General features: G+C 68.2%; 18 protein-coding genes and 1 pseudogene. 11 read left to right on the forward strand and 8 right to left on the reverse strand.

Annotated elements, in window-relative coordinates; translation table 11 throughout:
- Positions 1-5: 5 nt before the first annotated feature.
- Complete coding sequence (locus tag R2K23_RS07095) at positions 6-1,613, forward strand: GMC family oxidoreductase (protein ID WP_316515550.1); 1,608 nt, start codon at positions 6-8, stop codon at positions 1,611-1,613.
- A 9-nt stretch (positions 1,614-1,622) separates the two neighbouring features.
- Here R2K23_RS07095 and R2K23_RS07100 read toward each other — a convergent pair.
- Positions 1,623-2,812, reverse strand: a pseudogene (locus tag R2K23_RS07100) (cytochrome P450).
- Between the two features lie 131 nt (positions 2,813-2,943).
- Here R2K23_RS07100 and R2K23_RS07105 point away from each other — a divergent pair.
- From R2K23_RS07105 to R2K23_RS07120, 4 genes are all read left to right on the forward strand, one after another.
- Positions 2,944-3,687 (forward strand): SDR family NAD(P)-dependent oxidoreductase, encoded by a 744-nt coding sequence (locus tag R2K23_RS07105; RefSeq protein WP_316515552.1) that lies wholly within the window; start codon positions 2,944-2,946, stop codon positions 3,685-3,687.
- A 96-nt stretch (positions 3,688-3,783) separates the two neighbouring features.
- Positions 3,784-5,148 carry a cytochrome P450 gene (locus R2K23_RS07110; protein WP_316515554.1) on the forward strand — a complete coding sequence of 455 codons (1,365 nt, stop codon included), beginning with the start codon at positions 3,784-3,786 and terminating at the stop codon, positions 5,146-5,148.
- A 29-nt stretch (positions 5,149-5,177) separates the two neighbouring features.
- On the forward strand, positions 5,178-6,041 hold the full coding sequence (locus R2K23_RS07115) for an SDR family NAD(P)-dependent oxidoreductase (RefSeq protein ID WP_316515556.1): 864 nt from the start codon (positions 5,178-5,180) through the stop codon (positions 6,039-6,041).
- Positions 6,042-6,063: 22 nt separating this feature from the next.
- Positions 6,064-6,996, forward strand: coding sequence for a TIGR03564 family F420-dependent LLM class oxidoreductase (locus R2K23_RS07120; protein ID WP_316515559.1), 933 nt, complete (start codon positions 6,064-6,066; stop codon positions 6,994-6,996).
- Between the two features lie 10 nt (positions 6,997-7,006).
- On the opposite strand, the gene R2K23_RS07125 is transcribed toward R2K23_RS07120, so the two are convergent.
- Complete coding sequence (locus tag R2K23_RS07125; RefSeq protein WP_316517111.1) at positions 7,007-7,675, reverse strand: nitroreductase family protein; 669 nt, start codon at positions 7,673-7,675, stop codon at positions 7,007-7,009.
- Positions 7,676-7,825: 150 nt separating this feature from the next.
- On the opposite strand from R2K23_RS07125, the gene R2K23_RS07130 reads away from it, so the two are divergent.
- From R2K23_RS07130 to R2K23_RS07145, 4 genes are read left to right on the forward strand one after another with little or no spacing between them, the layout of a single operon-like run.
- On the forward strand, positions 7,826-8,596 hold the full coding sequence (locus tag R2K23_RS07130) for an SDR family NAD(P)-dependent oxidoreductase (protein WP_316515561.1): 771 nt from the start codon (positions 7,826-7,828) through the stop codon (positions 8,594-8,596).
- Between the two features lie 21 nt (positions 8,597-8,617).
- A complete protein-coding gene (locus R2K23_RS07135) occupies positions 8,618-9,052 on the forward strand; it encodes a VOC family protein (protein WP_316515563.1) in 435 nt (144 codons plus the stop codon).
- Between the two features lie 31 nt (positions 9,053-9,083).
- Positions 9,084-9,641 carry a nuclear transport factor 2 family protein gene (locus tag R2K23_RS07140; RefSeq protein WP_316515565.1) on the forward strand — a complete coding sequence of 186 codons (558 nt, stop codon included), beginning with the start codon at positions 9,084-9,086 and terminating at the stop codon, positions 9,639-9,641.
- Positions 9,641-10,423, forward strand: coding sequence for an SDR family oxidoreductase (locus tag R2K23_RS07145; RefSeq protein WP_316515567.1), 783 nt, complete (start codon positions 9,641-9,643; stop codon positions 10,421-10,423). The genes R2K23_RS07140 and R2K23_RS07145 overlap by 1 nt, the downstream gene beginning before the upstream one ends.
- 9 nt (positions 10,424-10,432) lie before the next feature.
- Here the strand turns inward: R2K23_RS07145 and R2K23_RS07150 are convergent, their stop codons facing one another.
- Positions 10,433-11,629: a cytochrome P450 gene (locus tag R2K23_RS07150; protein ID WP_316515569.1), complete on the reverse strand. Its 1,197-nt coding sequence runs from the start codon at positions 11,627-11,629 to the stop codon at positions 10,433-10,435.
- 85 nt (positions 11,630-11,714) lie between these two features.
- Between R2K23_RS07150 and R2K23_RS07155 the strand changes: the two genes are divergently transcribed.
- Positions 11,715-12,569 (forward strand): TIGR03619 family F420-dependent LLM class oxidoreductase, encoded by an 855-nt coding sequence (locus R2K23_RS07155; protein ID WP_316515571.1) that lies wholly within the window; start codon positions 11,715-11,717, stop codon positions 12,567-12,569.
- Positions 12,570-12,578: 9 nt separating this feature from the next.
- On the opposite strand, the gene R2K23_RS07160 is transcribed toward R2K23_RS07155, so the two are convergent.
- Positions 12,579-13,205 (reverse strand): TetR/AcrR family transcriptional regulator, encoded by a 627-nt coding sequence (locus R2K23_RS07160; RefSeq protein WP_316515574.1) that lies wholly within the window; start codon positions 13,203-13,205, stop codon positions 12,579-12,581.
- A 150-nt stretch (positions 13,206-13,355) separates the two neighbouring features.
- Here R2K23_RS07160 and R2K23_RS07165 point away from each other — a divergent pair, with 150 nt between their 5' ends.
- Entirely contained in the window at positions 13,356-14,726 is a 1,371-nt protein-coding gene (locus R2K23_RS07165; protein WP_316515575.1) for an LLM class flavin-dependent oxidoreductase, read from the forward strand.
- A gap of 87 nt (positions 14,727-14,813) precedes the next feature.
- On the opposite strand, the gene R2K23_RS07170 is transcribed toward R2K23_RS07165, so the two are convergent.
- From R2K23_RS07170 to R2K23_RS07185, 4 genes are read right to left on the reverse strand one after another with little or no spacing between them, the layout of a single operon-like run.
- The gene (locus tag R2K23_RS07170) at positions 14,814-15,611 is read right to left on the reverse strand and encodes an acyl-CoA dehydrogenase family protein (RefSeq protein WP_316515577.1); all 798 of its coding nucleotides are present in this window, start codon (positions 15,609-15,611) and stop codon (positions 14,814-14,816) included.
- Positions 15,612-15,613: 2 nt separating this feature from the next.
- Positions 15,614-16,738, reverse strand: a complete 1,125-nt coding sequence (locus R2K23_RS07175) for an acyl-CoA dehydrogenase family protein (protein WP_316515580.1) — start codon at positions 16,736-16,738, stop codon at positions 15,614-15,616.
- Positions 16,735-17,181, reverse strand: a complete 447-nt coding sequence (locus R2K23_RS07180) for a nuclear transport factor 2 family protein (protein WP_316515582.1) — start codon at positions 17,179-17,181, stop codon at positions 16,735-16,737. Before R2K23_RS07180 ends, R2K23_RS07175 begins: the two co-directional genes overlap by 4 nt.
- Complete coding sequence (locus R2K23_RS07185) at positions 17,165-18,394, reverse strand: metal-dependent hydrolase family protein (RefSeq protein WP_316515583.1); 1,230 nt, start codon at positions 18,392-18,394, stop codon at positions 17,165-17,167. The genes R2K23_RS07180 and R2K23_RS07185 overlap by 17 nt, the downstream gene beginning before the upstream one ends.
- Positions 18,395-18,396 lie beyond the last annotated feature (2 nt).

The following is an 18,396-nucleotide window of genomic DNA, read 5'->3' on the forward strand; positions in this document are numbered from 1 at the left end:
ACAGCATGAGGCAGGGGTCGTTCGACTACATCATCCTGGGGGCCGGGTCTGCGGGATGCGTTCTGGCCAATCGGCTCTCGGCCGATCCGGGCGTGCGGGTGCTGCTGATCGAGGCCGGGGGTGTCGACCGCAGCCCGTTCTTCCGCATCCCTAAGGGTGCGGGCATGCTGTTCGAGAACGAGAAGCACGTGTGGCACTACGAGACCCAGCCGTTCGGTCCGGTCCCGCACGTCGAGCAGTGGCTCCGGGGCAAGGTCCTGGGTGGCTCCAGTTCCATCAACGGGCTGGTCTACAACCGCGGCAACCGGGCCGACTACGACGGGCTCGAGCGCCTGGGCAACAAGGGCTGGGGTTGGGATGAGATGCTGCCGATCTTCAAGGGCTTCGAGGACAGCGGCTTCGGCCCGTCGCCGACCCGCGGAGTCGGTGGGCCGCTGCACATCTCGGTCCCGCGCGACCCCGATCCGCTGTGCGAGGAGATGGTGGCCGCCGGCGCCGCGATCGGCTTGACCCGCGTGCAGGACCTCAACGAATCCGACGACGAGCGCATCGGCTTCACCACGTCGAACATCAAGGACGGTCGTCGGGTCAGTGCGGCGACCGCGTTCCTCAAGCCCGCTCGTCGCCGGCCCAACCTCACCGTCGTCACCCGCACGATCGCCCAGCGGGTGCTGTTCGAGAACGGGCGGGCCGTCGGCGTGGAGGTCACGCACAAGGGCCGTACCTCGGAGGTGCGCACCACCGGGGAGGTGATCCTATCCCTCGGCGGCCTGAACACTCCGAAGCTGCTGCAACTCTCGGGGGTGGGTCCCCGCGAAGTGCTCGCCGGCGCGGGTGTGGCCGTGTACCTGGAGCGGGAGAATGTGGGCCGAAAGCTCCGCGAACACCGTTGCGCCGCCATGCGTTTCCGCCTGAACGAGGATCTCGGCTACAACAAGAAGCTGTCCGGCAGCATGGCGCAGGCGGCCTCCGGCATGAAGTACCTGGCGACCCGGAAGGGGCCGTTGGCCGCCCCGGCCTTCGACATCGTCGCATTCCTGAAGACGGATCCCGCTCTGGACCGGCCCGACGCCCAGGTGATGATGGGGCCCTGGACGATTCCGACCTACAACACGGGGGACCCGGTCGCCATCGAACGGCAGGCCGGCGCCTCCTGTCTGGGGATGGTGTTGCGCCCGACGGCGACCGGCTCCCTCGAGATCACCTCGAGCGATCCCGACGCCACGGTGCGGATCGACCCGAACTACTTGGGAACCGCCGACGACCGGGCGGCGACCGCCAACCTGCTGCGCAAGATGCGCAGCATCTTCGAACAGTCGCCGTTGGCCGAGCGGATCAGCCACGAGACATATCCGGGTCCCGATGTCCGCAGCGATGAGGAGCTGGTCGACGCCGCACTCGACGGCGGCTACTGCGGGTACCACGCGACAGGCACCTGCGCCATGGGGCCGGACGACGCCGACGTGGTCGACAGCCGGTTGCGCGTGCGAGGGATCGATGGCCTGCGCGTGGTGGACTGCTCGATCATGCCGACCATGGTGGCAGGCAATCTGAACGGGCCGATGATGGCAATGGCCTGGCGCGCCGCCGATTTCATCATCGGCGACCGCTGACCGCCCCGTTCAGCCGACTACGGCGGGCATGCTGTCCCAGCCGCGCACCGTCGAGGTTCGTGACCGGGTGGCGCGGGTGAGGTCCACCTCCCACTTCGGGAACCGCTTGAGCACCTCTTCGAGGGCGACCCGGCCCTCCAGTCGCGCCAGCGGCGCCCCCAGGCAGAAGTGCGCCCCCGACCGAAGGTCAGGTGCGATCCCGCCTTGCGGTGGATGTCGAACGTGTCGGGGTCGGTGAACTGGCGCTCGTCGCGGTTGGCGGAGGCCAGCATGATCAGCAGCGCGCTGCCCGCGGGCACGGTCTGGTCGTGGAACCGCACATCCTCGGTGGCGACATAGCGGGCGACGTGCGGTCCGGGCGGTTCGTAGCGCAGCAGCTCTTCGATGGCGCCGGGCACCCGGGACGGGTCGTCGACCAGCTGTCGCCGCTGATCGGGATGTTCGGCGAGTACCTTGCCCATCCAGCCGAACAATCGGCCGGTGGTCTCCACGCCCGCTCCGGCGATGACCGCGAGGAAGATCAGTAGCTCCTCGGTGCGCAGCTTGCGCAGCGTGCCGGTCTCGTCGGTGAACTCCACGGTGAGCAGTTCGGTGATCAGGTCGTCGGACGGGTTCTTCTTGCGCCACGCGACGTAGTCGGTGAACATGTCGCCGTCGAAGTAGTGGTCCTTGTTGACCGGTAGCGGTTCGCCGGGTTTGTTCCGCAACGCCGCGTGGGCCTGCGCTCGGACGGAGGGTTGGTCGGCGTCGGGGATGCCCACCAGCATCCCGATGGTCCGCATCGGCAGTTCGGCGCCCAGATCGCGGACGAAATCGAACTCGTCCGCGCCGACGAACGGGTCCAGGCAGGACACGCAGAACGCGCGGACCTTGTCTTCGAGCGCACGCATCTTCTTGGGCATGAACATCCGACCGACCAGCGCGCGGTGGATGGTGTGCAGCGGCGGATCCTCGTTGATGAAAACGCCGGGCGGCATCACCGGGTCGGCCTTGACGACCTCGAGGATGTCACCCTTCGCGGAGCTCAGCCGGTGCGGATCACGCAGGGCCGCATCGACATCGGCGTAGCGGCTGATGCCCCAGAAGTCATGGCGCTCGTTGTAGTAGAGCGGCTGCTCGTCACGCAACCGGCGGTAGGTCGGGTACGGGTCGAGATCGATGTCGACGTCCCAGGGGTCGTAGTAGAGGTCCACGTCCACTCCTTGGTTGGCTGAGGCGCTCGGCCCGGTACTGTACGAGCGTACAGCAGCCGTCGCGCTCTTGTTTCTGTGCCGGGCGTTGGCTATACATATGTACAGCGCCCACCGCGCGACGAGAGGGAGTGCACAACGTGAGTCGAGTAGCGGTAGTGACCGGCGGCGGGTCCGGCATGGGACGCTCCATCGCGCTGCGGCTCGCCACCGACGGACACCGGGTCGCGCTGCTCGACATCGACGGCGAGGCGGCCGCGAAGGTGGCGGCCGAGGCTCAGGCCGGCGGCGGGCAGGCCATCGGCGTCCGGCTGGACGTCGCCGACGAGGACGCGGTGGCCGCCGCCTTCGAGCGGGTGCGCGGGGATTTCGGCCCGGTGGGGATCCTGGTCACCAGCGCGGCGATCTCCGGGTTCACCCGGGTGGACAAGATCACCCTGGCCGAATGGAACCGCTATCTGGCGGTCAACCTCACCGGGACATTCCTGTGCGTGCGGGCCGCGCTGTCGGACATGGTGCCCGCTGGTTGGGGCCGCATCGTCACCATCTCGTCAGCGGCCGGCCAGCGGGGCGCCGGCCGACAGGCGCACTACAGCGCCACCAAAGGCGGCGTGATCGCGATGACGAAGTCGATCGCCATCGATTACGCGGCCAAGGGCATCACCGCAAACACGGTGCCGCCCTTCGTGATCGACACGCCCATGCTGCGCCAACAGCAGGAGGCCGGCAAGCTCCCGCCGGAGGAATACCTGATGCAAGCGATCCCCGCCGGCCGCCTGGGCTCCGGCGACGACGTCGCGGAGCTGTGTTCGTACCTCTGTTCCGAGGGCGCGGGCTACGTGACCGGCCAGGTGATCGGGGTCAACGGCGGCGCGGTGCTCTAGCGCCGGGCCCATCCGAGGAACAAGCGTCGCGGCGAAGAATTCAGGAGGAGTGCCGATGAAAGTCCGAGTGGACAGCACCCGATGCCAGGGGCACAAGTGAGCGCGCCGGACCATCCCCCGCACATCGCGGCGGCCAAGCATTACCACTTCGACCGACATCATCCGGACTACCGCGAAAAGTTCCTCGCCATCACCCAGGAGATGCACCAGCAGTGCCCGTTGGCATGGACCGACACCTACGACGGGCACTGGGTGGCCGCCGGCGGCGACGAGGTCTTCGAGCTCGCCCGCTGCCCACACGTCTCCAACGACCACGACGTCAACAACGAGCGACGCGGCTACAAGGGCATCTCCATCCCGACGATGATGGAGGCGGAGAACTTCCGCGGCGGCATGCTGGAGATGGACGGCCCCGAGCATCGCTACTACCGCACCGCGCTGAACCCGTACCTGTCACCGGCTGCGGTCAAGCGCTGGGTGCCCTTCATCGACGAGGTGGTCCGCGCCAGCATCGACGAGCACATCGAAACCGGCCGAATCGATTTCGTCGACGACCTCGCCAACGTGGTGCCGGCCGTGCTCACCCTGGCCATGCTCGGCGTCCCCCTCAAGAAGTGGACGTTGTACAACGAGCCCGCGCATGCGTCGGTCTACACCGCCCCGGATTCGCCCGACGCGCCCCGCGTGCTGGAGCTCTACCTGGCGATGGGCATGGACCTGTTCGCCAATCTCGTTGAGATCCGCGACAATCCGCGACCGGGAATCATCGACGCGCTGGCCAAATTGCGCATCGAGGGCGAGGCCCCGCCGGACATCGAACTGATCGGCATGCTCAACCTGCTCATCGGCGGCGGATTCGACACCACCACGGCGCTGACCGCACACGCCCTGGAGTGGCTGTCGGAACACCCCGACCAGCGCGAACGGCTCAGCCGGGAGCGCGACACCCTGCTCAACCCCGCCACCGAGGAGTTCCTGCGGTACTTCACCCCCGCCCCGGGGGATGCCCGGACCATCTCCGACGACATCGAGATCGCCGGGACGGCCCTCAAGGAGGGCGACCGCCTGTGGTTGTCCTGGGCGATGGCCAACCGCGACCCCGCGCTGTTCACCAAACCCAATGAGATCGATCTGGAACGCAAAGGCAACCGGCACTTCAGCTTCGGTCTCGGTGTGCACCGCTGCATCGGTTCCAATGTGGCGCGCACGGTGTTCAAATCCATGCTGACGGCCGTGCTCGACCGGATGCCGGACTACCAGTGCCTGGCCGAGGGGACCGTGCACTACGACAGCATCGGCGTGATCCAGGGCATGCGTCATCTCCCGGCGTCGTTCACCCCGGGGAAACGCCTGGGGCCCGGTCTCGAGGAGACGCTGGCCAATCTGCAACGAGCGTGCGACGAGCACGGTTTGGCTCGACCCATCACCGAACACCGTGCGGCCGCTCGCCTCTCGGGCTGAGCACCCACCCACCGCGTAGGAAGGACATCATGTCGACAACGCCGCTCGTCGCCGTCGTCACCGGGGCCAGCCGGGGGGCCGGGGCCGGCATCGCCCACGCGCTGGGCAGCCACGGCGCGACGGTCTATGTCACCGGCCGCAGCCAATCATCGTCCGACGCACCGGTTCCCGGCACCATCGAGCACACGGCCGCGAAGGTCACCGCCGCCGGCGGGCGGGGGATCGCGGTCCGGGTCGATCACGGCGACGACGATCAGGTGCGCGCGCTGTTCGCGCAGATCGAACGTGAGGAGGGCCGCGTCGACATCCTGGTCAACAACGCCGCGGTCATCCGCGACGAGATGATGGGCCGGACCAAGTTCTGGCAGGAACCGCTCAATGTCGTCGACACGCTCGACGTCGGGGTCCGCAGCAGCTATGTCGCCACGGTGCTCGCCGCCCCGCTGATGCTGCCGCAGCAGCGTGGGCTGGTGGTGTTCACGTCGTCCTCGGGTGCGGTGCACTATGCGTTCGGTCCGGCCTACGGGGTGCCCAAGGCCGCCGTCGACAAGATGGCCGCCGACATGGCCTTCGACTTCAAGGAGTTCGGCATCGCCGCCGTATCGATCTGGATGGGGTCGCTGCTCACCGACCGGGTCCGCAAGATCGTCGCGGGTAACCCCGACAAGCTGGGCTACATCCTGGACACCGCCGAAACCCCCGAGCTGACCGGCCACGTGATCGCCGCGCTCTACAATGATCCCGATGTCATGGCGGTCAGCGGTCAGACGCTCATCGGTGCGGAACTGGCCGTCGAGTACGGCATCAAGGAGGAGGGCGACCGGCAGCCGCCGTCATACCGGGAGCTGTTCGGTGTGCACCCGCAGCAACAGCAGTCCCACGTCATTGGGTAGCGGACCCGAAGGAGTTGGCGCGGTGCGCATCGGACTGACCGGCGGCGGGACCTCAGTGGATTCGATGGTGCGCCAGGCGCAGCAGGCCGAGGCCGACGGCTTCGCCTCGCTCTGGTACGCCAGCGCGGTCGCCGGGGACCCGTTGGTGGCCATGGCCTTTGCCGGCAGGTCCACCACCTCGATCGAGTTGGGCACCGCGGTCCTGCAGACCTATCCGTGTCACCCGCTGCTGCAGGCCAACCGCACCGTGGCCGCGGCCAACGCGATGGGGCGGCCCGGACTCACGTTGGGGCTGGGCCCGTCGCACCGGCCGATCGTCGAAGACGTCCTGGGCCTGTCCTACGACCGGCCGGCCCGCCACACCGAGGAGTACGTGCGCATCGTCACCGCACTCCTGCGAGACGGCAACGCCGACTTCGACGGGGCCGATTGGACCACCCACAGTGCCGGTCGAATGGCGGCCGCTGAGCACGCCGTTCCCGTTCTGCTGGCCGCGCTTTCGCCGCGGATGCTGCGCGTGGCGGGGAGTCACGCCGACGGCGTCATCCTGTGGCTGGCGTCGGCCGCGGCCCTCGAGCGGTCGATCATGCCGGTACTGAGCGCGGCCGCCGACGCCGCGGGCCGACCCGCGCCGCGGGTGGTGGCCGGTCTGCCGGTCGCGGTCCACAATGACCGGGCCGAGGCCGAGGCGGCGGTGGCGGCCACGGCCACCGGCTACGGCGCCATGCCGAACTTCGAACAGATCGTCGCCACGGGCGGCGGTTCGTCGGCGGCCGATGTCGCGATCATCGGCGACGAGGCATCGGTGCAGCGGCAGCTGGAGCGCCTGATAACCGCCGGAGCCACCGACATCTGGGCCCAGCCCGTCGCCGTCGGAGCCGATCGCGAGCAACGCCGGTCCTCGCTGCGGCGCACCCGCGCGCTGTTGAGTGCGCTGGCGCGGCAACCGGATTAGCCGCGCGGACTCATTTGTCGGGCCGGGCGCCGGCGCCGTAGACGATGTCGGCTCGGGCGGTGTCCCACCGGTTGTGGAACACGACGTCGGCGGCCGGGCGGCGCCGCACCGGCCCGTGCCGACCGCGCGGCCAGCCGACGACCACGTGACCGGCCAGCACCCAGTCCTCAGGCACGCCGGTGGCCGCGCGCAGCGTCTGTTCGCCTTGGTAGGCGGCCCAACTGGTGAAGCAAGCGCCCAATCCCTGAGCGCGGGCGGCGAGGTAGAAGTTCTGCATCGCCGGATAGATGGAGCCGGCCTGTAGGTACTCCGAGGCGAACTCGTTCTTGAACGCCGCGAACAGCACGGAGGTGTGTTCGCCTGCGCGGTCGTGCAATTCATAGGTGGCCCGGTTGTTGCGGGCGGCGCGGCTGGTGTCGTCGTCGGCGGGCCGGCTCATCCCGTAGATCGACTCGATGGTGCGCAGCGCCGCCTGCGCGGCCTCGGCGACGGCCGCGCGTTGCTCGGGCGCCTCGAGCACGATGAACCGCCACAGTTGGGCGTTGGCCCCGTTGGGCGCCCACGTGGCGGCCTCGAGGCAGCGGCCGAGGGTCTCCTCGTCGACGGGGCGATCGGTGAAGCGGCGGATCGACCGCGCGGTGGACAGCACTTCCCAGACGTCGTTGGTCGGTTGTGGCATCTCCTCGGTGTACTCCACCGCAGCGCCGTTGTCGAGTACCGGCCGCATTTCGCGCACCGAGTCTCGGACAAGGGGGTTGTGTCACCCGTCGTGTGCTGTACAGTCGTATTGCATTCGACGTGCGGTGTCGACCGAGAGGAATAATCAGTGGTGAACGACAAGTTCGCAATGGACGGCCGAGTCGCCGTGATCACCGGCGGGGGAACAGGTATCGGCCGGGCCTCGGCGCTGGTGTTGGCCGAGCGTGGTGCCGACATCGTGCTCGCTGGCCGCCGCGAGGAACCGTTGAAGGCCACTGCGCACGAGATCGAGGCCCTCGGCCGGCGGGCGCTGACCGTCCCCACCGACGTCACCTCAGCCGAGGAGTGCCAGGCGCTGGTGGACGCCACGGTCTCCGAATTCGGCCGGATCGACGTGCTGCTGAACAACGCGGGCGGCGGCGAGACCAAGTCGCTGATGAAGTGGACCGACGAGGAGTGGCATCAGGTCCTGGACCTGAACCTCTCCAGCGCCTGGTACCTGTCGCGTGCCGCGGCGAAGCCGATGATCGCGCAGGGGCGCGGCTCGATCGTCAACATCTCTTCGGGGGCCAGCCTGCTCGCCATGCCGCAGGCCGCGATCTACGGGGCGGCCAAGGCCGGTCTGAACAACCTGACCGGCTCGATGGCCGCAGCGTGGACCCGGAAGGGTGTGCGGGTCAACTGCATCGCGTGCGGCGCGGTGCGCACCCCCGGGCTGGAGGCCGACGCGGCCCGGCAGGGGTTCGACATCGACATGATCGGACAGACCAACGGATCCGGCCGCATCGCCGACCCGGAGGAGATCGGCTACGGCGTGCTGTTCTTCGCCTCGGACGCATCCAGCTACTGCTCGGGTCAGACGCTGTACATCCACGGCGGCCCCGGCCCGGCCGGCGTCTGAACCGGAACGGCGGAAACTGACATGAGTGTGAGCCACATCGGACTTCGGGTCCGCGACCTCGAGAAGTCCCAGGCCTTCTACGAAGCCCTGGGCTTCGTCGAAGCCAACCGGCTGACCGTGCCGGACAAGGTGGCCGGCGGCCTGCTCGGGTTGGCGGCACCGATCGGCTTCGAGGCGATCTATCTGCGCAAGGACGACTTCGTTCTGCAGCTTCTGACCTTCACCGGCTATCCGGCACCCGAGGAGGCCCAGCGGAACATGGTCAACGGCGGCCTGACCCATCTGTCGCTCGCGGTGGACGACGTTGCCGCGACGATGGCGGCCGCGCGGGCCGCCGGCGCAACAGTGGTCGCCGAACCGCCCGGCGGCTACGCGTGCATGATCCGCGACCCCGAGGGCCAGCTGATCGAGCTCATCCACGCCAGCGTCCGCCCCGTTCCCCGGCAAGCCACCTGACCCCAGAACCCCGACGAAGTAAGGATTTTCGATGAGCAACGACGATGAACTCAAGCAGCTGCGCGAGCGGGTGCAGTACCTCGAGGACCGCGCGGCGATTCTCGACTGCGTGATGAACCAAGCGCGTGGTCACGACCGTCACGACGCGGAACTGATGGCCAGCGTGTACTTCGAGGACGGGATCGACGAGCACGGCCCCACCGTCAAGACCGGTCCGGAGTACGGCGCCTGGGCCAACAGCGTGCACGAGATGGTGTTCGAGGATCACCTGCACAACATCACCTCGCACACCTGCGAGATCAACGGGGACGAGGCGCACGCCGAGAGCTATGTCATGGGCGCCATGCGGGCCAAGGGCGGCAAGGTTGTCTCGCTGATGGGCGGGCGCTACCTGGACCGGCTGGAACGCCGCGACGGGGTGTGGAAGATCGCGCTGCGCCGGTGCACCATCGAGTGGATGATGAACGGCGACTCCTCGATGCTGGCCTCCGGCGCGGTCAAGGGCTTCATCAAGGGCACCTGGGACCGCACCGATCCCTCCTACACCCGGCCGCTCCAGTTCGACAGCGAGCCGGTCAGCCGTTGGTGATGAACCTTGCCCACAAGGTCGCCCTGATCACCGGCGGCGGATCGGGCATCGGCCGCGCGAGCGCACAGCGGCTCGCCGCCGAGGGGATGCGGGTGTGCGTACTGGACATCGACCGGGGCGCGGCCGAGGAGGTGGCCGGGTCGCTCGGCGGGTTGGGCCTGCAGTGCGACATGTCGGATCCGGAACAGGTGGACCGCGCGGTCGCCACGTGCCTCGCCGAACTCGGCAGCGTGGACCTCGCCTTCCTCAACGCCGGCATCACCATCGAATGGTCCGGCGACATCGGCGCGCTCGATCTGGCCCAATATCGCAAGTCGTTGGGGGTCAACGTCGACGGGGTGGTGTTCGGCGCCCGTGCTGCCGTGCGCGCCATGCGCGCCCGCGGCGAACCCGGCGAGGGCGTCATCCTGGCGACCGCGTCGCTGGCCGGCATCCTGCCCTGGCATCCGGACGCCGTCTATTCCCTGGGTAAGCACGCGGTGGTGGGCTTCATGCGGTCGATCGCGCCCAACCTCGCCGCCGAAGGGATCGCCGTGCACACCATCTGCCCCGGCATCACCGAGACCGGAGTGCTCGGCGATCGCCGCGCGCTGGTCGAGGGCATCGGGGTCCCGGTGATGGAACCCGAACACGTGGCCGAGGCGGTCCTGACCGCTGTCGCGGCGGGGGTGGCGGCGACCGGTTCGTGTTGGGTGTCCCAGCACGGAAAGCCGGCCTGGCCCATGGAATTCGCCGCGCTCGAGTCCCGCGACACCCGCCTCAACGTGCCCGTGCGGCGGTAGGCGCCGGCCTCAGCCGACGACCGTCGGCATGCTGTCCCAGCCGCGCACCGTGGCCGTCGGCGCGCGAACCGCGTTGTCCATGTCGACGGTCCAGTCGGGCCAGCGCTTCAGGATTTCCTCGAGCGCCACGCGTCCCTCGAGGCGGGCCAGCGAGGCGCCGAGGCAGAAGTGGGTGCCGCGGCCGAACGTCAGGTGGTTGGCGTTGCGGTGGATGTCGAACCGGTCGGGGTCGTCGAACTTGCGCTCGTCCCGATTGGCCGCGCCGGCCATCAGCAGCAGCGCGCTGCCGGCCGGGATGGTCTGCCCGTGGTACTCGACGTCGTTGGCGACGTAGCGCGCGATGTGGTGGACCGGGGGCTCGAAGCGCAGGATCTCCTCGAGCGCGGCCGGGATCAGGCTCGGATCGGCGGCCAGTTCCCGGCGTTGGTCGGGATGTTCGCCCAGCAGCTTGCCCAGCCAGCCGAACAGCCGCCCCACGGTCTCGGTGCCGGCATTGGCAATCACCCCGAGGAATACCAGCAATTCTTCGTCTCTGAGTCGGCGACGGGTGCCGGTGACGTCGTCGAACTCGACATTGAGCAGTTCGGTGACAAGGTCGTCGGACGGGTTCTCGGAGCGCCACTGCACGTAGTCGCGGAACATGTTGCCGTTGAAATAGTTGTCCTTGCTGACCTTCAGCGGCCGGCCCGGTTCGTTGCGCAACCTGCGACCGGCAATCGAGCGGACATCGCGTTGCAGCGAATCGGGCATCCCGACCAGCATCCCGATCACCCGCATCGGCATCTCGGCGCCGAGGTCCAGCGTGAAGTCGAAGCGGTCTCCATCGGTCAACGGGTCCAGGCAGGCCGCGCAGAACGCGCGCACCTGCTCCTCGATGGCCCGAATCTTCTTCGGAGTGAAGGCTCGGGACACCAGGAGCCGGTGCACGGTGTGCAGCGGCGGGTCTTCGTTGATGAAGACACCCTCGGGCATCTTGGGTTCGGCCTTGACGACTTCCAGGATGTCGCCCTTGGCGTTGCTCAGATTCGCCACGTCACGGAGTCCGGACTCGACGTCGGCGAACCGGCTCAAGCCCCAGAAGTCGAACTTCTCGTTGTAGTACACCGGGGCTTCGTCACGCAGTCGCCGGTAGGTGGGGTAGGGGTCCACGTCGATCTCGACGTCGTAGGGGTCATAGGCGAGCTGCGTGTCGTCTGCGGCGTGCATCCTGCTCCTAAGCCTTTGCGCCAGTTCGTGACCTGGCATGCAGTACGATCGTACAGCACGCGATCGTGGAGCTGAAGGAGCGGCGATGGATCTGGGTTACGTCTCGTTGAACACCCCCGATGACATCGCGCCGGACGTGCTGGGTGCGGAGCTGGAGGCGCGGGGCTTCGAGTCGCTGTGGGTGGGGGAGCACCCGCAGGTGCCCGTCGCGTCGAGCACCGGGCTGCCGCGCCGATTGGTCGCCGCGCAGAAGCAGATGTGGGACCCGCTGTTGGCGTTGACGTTGGCGGCCGGAGCCACCGAGAAACTTCGGTTGGGCACCGCTGTCGCGCTTCCGCTGGAGCGTGAATTATTCACGCTCGCAAAACAAGTCGCCACCCTGGATCGGATCAGTCGGGGTCGGTTGTTGTTCGGGGTCGGCGTCGGGGTGCGCGCCGAACTCGAGGCGGCGACCCGGGCCGTCGCCTGGCCGCAGCGCTACCGCGCGCTCGACGACATGGTGGCGGCACTCGACGCGCTGTGGACGCAGGACGAATCGACGCACCACGGCGAATTCTTCGACTTCGAGCCGGTGTGGTCGTATCCCAAGCCGCACCAGCGGCCGCGTCCGCCGCTGCTGACCGCGGCCACCGGACCCAAGGCGCTGCGGTCGTGCCTGAGGTGGGCGGACGGCTGGCTGCCCGGCGATGCGGCCCTCGGCGACGTGCCGGGCGCCCTGGCGCGGTTCCGGGACCTCGCGCACGACGCGGGACGCGATCCCGCGACGTTGGATCTGACCATCATGGTGTGGGGTGAGCCCACCCCGGAGGCGTTGGCCGGTTACCGCGAGCTGGGCTTCAACCGCGCCGTGCTGGGCGGTGGTCGCCGCGACAGCACCGATCCGACGGCCACGCTGCCGTTCCTCGACCGCTGTGCCGCCATGATCGAGCAGTTGGGCTGAAAACCGCGGTCAGGACCGCCGTGCGGCCTGGGTCTTGGGTGCCGACGACGGTGTGTCGGCGACCGAGTCCAGGTACTTCTCGAACGCCGTGGTGACCTCGCGGTGCGCCGTCTTGACGCCGACACCCTCTTCGAGGCTCAGGAATTTCGGTATGCCCGACATCAGCAGCTGCAACGCGGGCAGCGACAACTCGCCGAGTCGGGCGTCCTTGCCGTACTTCGCCACCAGCGCGTCCACCTGAACCTTGCGCATCCGCTTGGTCACCTTGGCGATTTCGGCCTGGATGGACTTCCGATGATTGCCCAGCGCCATGAACTCGGTCATCAGCGCGCCGGTGGCCTCGCGCTGGTTGTAGCTCCACAGGGTGCGCAATGGGTCGTCGGGGTGCTCCCGCAGGATCTTCGTCAGGTACTCGAGGTTCTTCTCGGCGTAGCGACGGATCGCCGAGAGGAAGATGTCGTCGAGCGTGGGGAAGTAGTACTGCACCAGGCTGGGCGTGACCCCGGCCTCCGAGGCCAGGGTGCGGTAGCTGATGCTGGCGTAGCCCTTGGCGAGCAGCAGCCGCTCCACGCAGTCGAGCAGGGCGTCCCGCGTCTTGGACGTCTCGGCGCCGACGCGCCGCGGTGAAGCTGCCATAACTCCCTCGCTGGGTCGAAGAACGCCTACATCTTGTCACGCCGGTCCCGCCGCGCCTCAACCCTTGACCCGCCGCCGCGCGATGCTGTACGCATGTATAGCACGGCCAGGGCGATGCGGAACTCGGCCGATACACACGGAGGATGCCCGGTGCCCAAACGAATGATCTTCACGCTGCTGGTGATGAATTCCGTCGGCCACAATTTTCACGGCGGGTGGCGGCATCCGGAGGCGCGCAACCGCGAGTTCAAGACCTTCGACATGTGGGTGGACCTCGCGAAGAAGGCCGAGCGAGCACGCTTCGATGCGTTCTTCTTCACCGATCTGCTCGGCGCGCAGGGCGAGCACAACGGCTCCCGCGACGTGGTGTTCGAACAGGCGATGAACGTGCCGATCGGTGACTGCACAATGTTGCTTCCCGTGCTCGCGCGCGAAACCTCCGACATCGGCCTGATGTACACCAGTTCGGTGATCCAGCAGCACCCGTTCGCCTTCGCCCGACAGGTGTCCACGCTGGATCACCTCAGCAACGGCCGGGTGGGCTGGAACATCGTGACGTCGGCCAACGAGCGGGCGTTCGCCAACTTCGGCGTTCCCGGCGGCCTCACGCATGACCAGCGCTACGAGTGGGCGCAGGAGTACGTCGACGTCACCTACAAGCTGTGGGAGGCGTCGTGGGATCTCGGCGCCGTCGTCGACGACCCGGCCCGCGGCGTCTACACCGATCCGACCAAGGTGCACGACATCAACCACATCGGTGAGCGCTACCGGGTCGAGGGCTACAACCTGATGGAACCCTCCCCGCAGCGCACCCCGCTGTTGGCGCAGGCCGGTGGATCCCCGGTCGGGTTGGACTTCGCCAGTCGACACGCCGAGGTGATGTTCCTGTCGGCCTTCACCCCGGAAGCCATTGCCGAGCAGGTGAAGACGGTCCGTGGGCTGGCGCGCTCACATGGCCGCCAGGACGAGGACATCCTGTTCCTGCAGGGTCTGATGTTTGTCGTCGGCTCTACCGACGAAGAGGCCAACCGGAAGTGGATGGAACTGGAGGAGTGGCGATCTCAGGAGGCGCAGGCCGCCTACTTCGCCAGTCTCAGCGGCATGGACCTCGGGCAGTACGACGCGGACACTCCGCTGGCGGACATCGTCGAGACGATGCCGGGCATCCGTGGCGCCTTCCTGTCCTTGATCAACGCGTGGCCGCCGGGCAGCAAGCCGACCATCCGGGACTTCCTGAGCACGATGTCATTACCGCAGATGGTGGTCGGCTCGCCAGAGACCATCGCGACCCGGCTGCTGGAATTTCAGGCGGCCGGCTCGGACGGCGTGCAGGTGATGAACATGCTGATGCCGCAGAGTTACGACGAATTCTTCGAGCACGTCGTCCCGGTGTTGCAGGACAAGGGCCTGATCCAGACCGAGTATCGTCCGGGAACGTTGCGGCAGAAGATCTTCGATACCGATCGGCCGCATATTTCCGAGCGGCACCCGGCCCACCGCTACCGCGGCATGTTCTGTTGATTCCGCGCCCGATCCCAGCGCGCGCGGCCAGCTAGGAACACATTCCCGCGGAAATCTGTACCTGAGTGGCCGCGCGTCGGAGAGGAATTACAGCTGGGCCAGCCGGGGGACCGATCCGCGCGCCCGCAGCCCGGCCCCGGCCCTCCGAGTGAGTTCCCTTGAGCTGCCGAGCAACCCGTCGAGCACCAGCGCGCGCTTCACGTGCACATGCAGGTCGTGCTCCTCGGTGAACCCGATTCCGCCGAGCACCTGCTGGCAGTGCTTGGCGGCGGTCAGCGCGGCCTTGCCTGCCGCGGCCTTGGCCAGTAGTGCGGTCAGGTCGGGGTTGTCGGTGCCGGGCAGCGTCAGCGTCGCCTCGGCGCCCTCGATGGCCACCAGGGTTTCGGCCAACCGGTGTCGGACCGCCTGGAAGGACGCGATGGGCTTGCCGAACTGCACCCGGTCCAGCGCATGCTGGCGGGCCAGGGCCAACATCGCCCGGGCGGACCCGACCAGCCACCAGCCCACGGCGAGGCGCGCCTCGGCGAGCCGGATCGGGTAACCCTCTTCCTCGCGGCGCAGCGGCAGTCCGCCCAGGGCCGCAGCGTCGCCCTCGGCACCGCGCTCCCACACCACCCAGGTGTTGCCGGCGTAGGGCAGCGGCAGCTCCACGTCGGCGCCGACCTCGTTGCCGGTCGCGTGGAGCACCACGTCCACCAGAACCGAAGCGTGCGAGCCGGTTTCGCCCAACAGGCGAAACACCAGGGGGACCGCGGACTCCGCGGCCTCGGACAGCATCTCGGCCCAGCCCATCTCGGTCAGGGCGGCATCGAGGGCGGGGCCGGACGCGGACAGCATGGTCTTGCGGAGGGAGGCCTCGAGCATGTCGAGCGACTCTTTGTCCACGATCACTCCTTCCCGAGGTCCAGCAGCCGACGCGCGATGATGTTGCGCTGCACCTCGCCGGTGCCGCCGTAGATGGTGGCGGCGCGCGAGTATAGGTACTCGGTGCGCCAGTCGGTGTCATCGAGCTCGATGACACCCGGCAACAAATTGTGCACCGTGTCGTAGAGCTGTTGTTCCGCGCCGGCCAACAACACCTTGTCGATCGAGGTGTCCGGGCCCAGCTTCTGGCCCTCGGCGAGGCGATGCTGGGTGGCCCGCGACCGGCAGCGCAACGTGTGCAAGGCCAGATAGGCGTCGCCCATCTCCGCGTCGATGACCTGCCCCTGCCGCTTGACCTCGTCGACAAGTGCGTCGAAGCGCGAGTACAGGTAGGCGATGCGCTGCCAGAAGCAGGTCGAGCGTTCGTAGGGCAGCAGGTCCATCGCCAGCTGCCAGCCGTCGCCGGGTTCACCCAGCATCCGGCTGTCGTCGACCACCACGTCGTCGAAGTAGACCTCGCAGAACTCGTCGACGTCGTGCATGGTCCGCAGCGGCCGCACGGTGACACCCGGGGTGTCCAGATCGACGAAGAAGGCGGTGATGGCCTGATGACTCGGGGTGTCCGGACCGCCGGTGCGGGTGAGCAGGACACACCGCGTGGCGTACTGGGCGAAGCTGGTCCACACCTTCTGGCCGTTGATGACCCAGCTGTCTCCGCGCCGCTCGGCCCGGGTGCTCAGCGATGCCAGATCGCTGCCGGCGCCTGGTTCCGAGAAGCCCTGACACCAGGATTCCTGGCCGGACAACAACTTCGGGACCATCTCGGCGGCCAGCTCCGGGCGGGCGTAGTCGATCATCGTCGGGGTCAGCACCTCGAGCATCGAGTACGGCCCGGGATGGTCGAGGCGACGCCCGACGATCTCCTCGCCGACGATCGCCCGCAGGATGTCCGGACCGCCGAGCCCGCCGGCGGATTCCGGCCAGCCGTACCGCATCCAGCCCGCGTCGTACAGGGCCTTGAGCACGCGCAGGTGCTGCGCCTGATGCGCGTCCAGGCTGTCGTCCCCGGGCGGGGCGCTCAGGTCGTTCTCGTCCAGCCAGGCGCGCAGCGCGGTCCGGAACGCGGCGGGTTCGTGCAGTTCGGTCATCCGGCTTCGGGCCTGCCGATCGCGTGCGGCCGGCCGTGGTCGTGGTCGCCGCTGCGCCGGATGAAGGTCATGGCGCGGGTCTTCAGTCGCCAGCCGTCCGGGGTGCGCTCGTAGGTGTCGCGGTAGTAGCCGATGCGCATGTCGTGCTTGGAGTGCTCGATGAAACACAGCGGCTGGGTGCCGGTGGCGGTGTCGGCGCCCTCGACCAGGTCGACCAGCGCGGTGCCCGTCATGAACAGTCCCTTGGGCGCGGCGTCGACGAGGACGGGGAAGCGGTTCAGTGTGTAGGTCTCGCCGAACGCGCTGTAGGTGCCGTCCGGGGTGAAAACACTGGTGAGACCCTCGATGTCACCCTGGGTGATGGTGACCGCGTACTTGGCGAGCACCTGTTGGATCTCGATCAGATCCTCGGTGCGGGTCGGCTTGTCAGTTGGCTGAGTCATTGCGGAAGACCTTACCTCCCTTCATTACAAAGTTCACATTCCGTGTAACGGTGATGTCGGCCAGGGGATCGCCGGGCACGGCGATGATGTCCGCCAGCAGTCCCTCGGCCAACCGGCCCCGGTCGGTGACGTTGATCAGATCGGCGGCCACCACGGTGGCGGCACGCAGCACCGCGGCCGGCGGCAGGCCCCATTCCACCAACGTGACCAGCTCGTCGGCGTTCTTGCCGTGCGGAATCGCGGGGGCGTCGGTGCCGACGGCGATCTTGACGCCGGCCTCGTAGGCCGCCTTGATGGAGGTGCGCGCCTTCGGGAACATCTCGGCGGCCTTGTCCTGCAGCACCTTCGGCGCCTTGGACACATCCATCGCCTCGGCCAGCCGCCGGGTGCTCACCAAAAACCGATCGTTGTCCACCAGCATCTGGATGGCCTCGTCGTCCATCAGGAAGCCGTGCTCGATGCAGTCGATCCCGCAGGCCACGGCGTGCTTGACGGCCTCGGCGCCGTGGGTGTGCGCGGCCACGCGCAGCCCGCGCCGGTGCGCCTCGTCGACGATGACCCGCAGCTCCTCGTCCGAATAGTGTTGCGCGCCGGCCTCTCCGGTCAGCGACATCACCCCACCGGAGCAGCACACCTTGATGAGCTGCGCGCCGTGCTTGATCTGGTAGCGCACCGCCTTGCGGATCTCGTCGACCCCGTTGGCGATGCCCTCCTCGATGGTGAGCTCGAGCACGCCGGGCATGAAGGCAGCAAACATCGTCGGATCCAGGTGCCCGCCGGTCGGCGTGATCGCGTGGCCGGCGGGCACCACCCGGGGGCCGTCGATCAGGCCGGCGTCGATCGCCCGGCCGAGCGCGACGTCCAGGAGGTATCCGCCGGTCTTGACGAACAACCCGAGGTTGCGCACCGTGGTGAAGCCCGCGCGCAGCGTGCGGCGGGCGTTGCCGACGGCGCGCAACACCCGGGTCGGCGGGTCGTCCTGCACCTGGGACAGGCCGGGGTTTTCGCCCCGGCCGCCCATCAGCAGGTTGACCTCCATGTCCATCAGGCCCGGCAGCAGGATCGAGTCGCCGAGATCGATGACCTGATCCTCGGGGCCCGTCGGCCCGTCGCCGATCCCGACGATCCGATCGCCGTCGACACGGACGACGCCGGGGCGAATGATCTCCCCGGCATCGACGTCGAGCAGTCCGGCCGCTTTGAGGGTGAGCACCC

The sequence above is a fragment of the Mycolicibacterium sp. MU0050 genome (assembly GCF_963378085.1).
Taxonomy (GTDB): domain Bacteria; phylum Actinomycetota; class Actinomycetes; order Mycobacteriales; family Mycobacteriaceae; genus Mycobacterium; species Mycobacterium wendilense.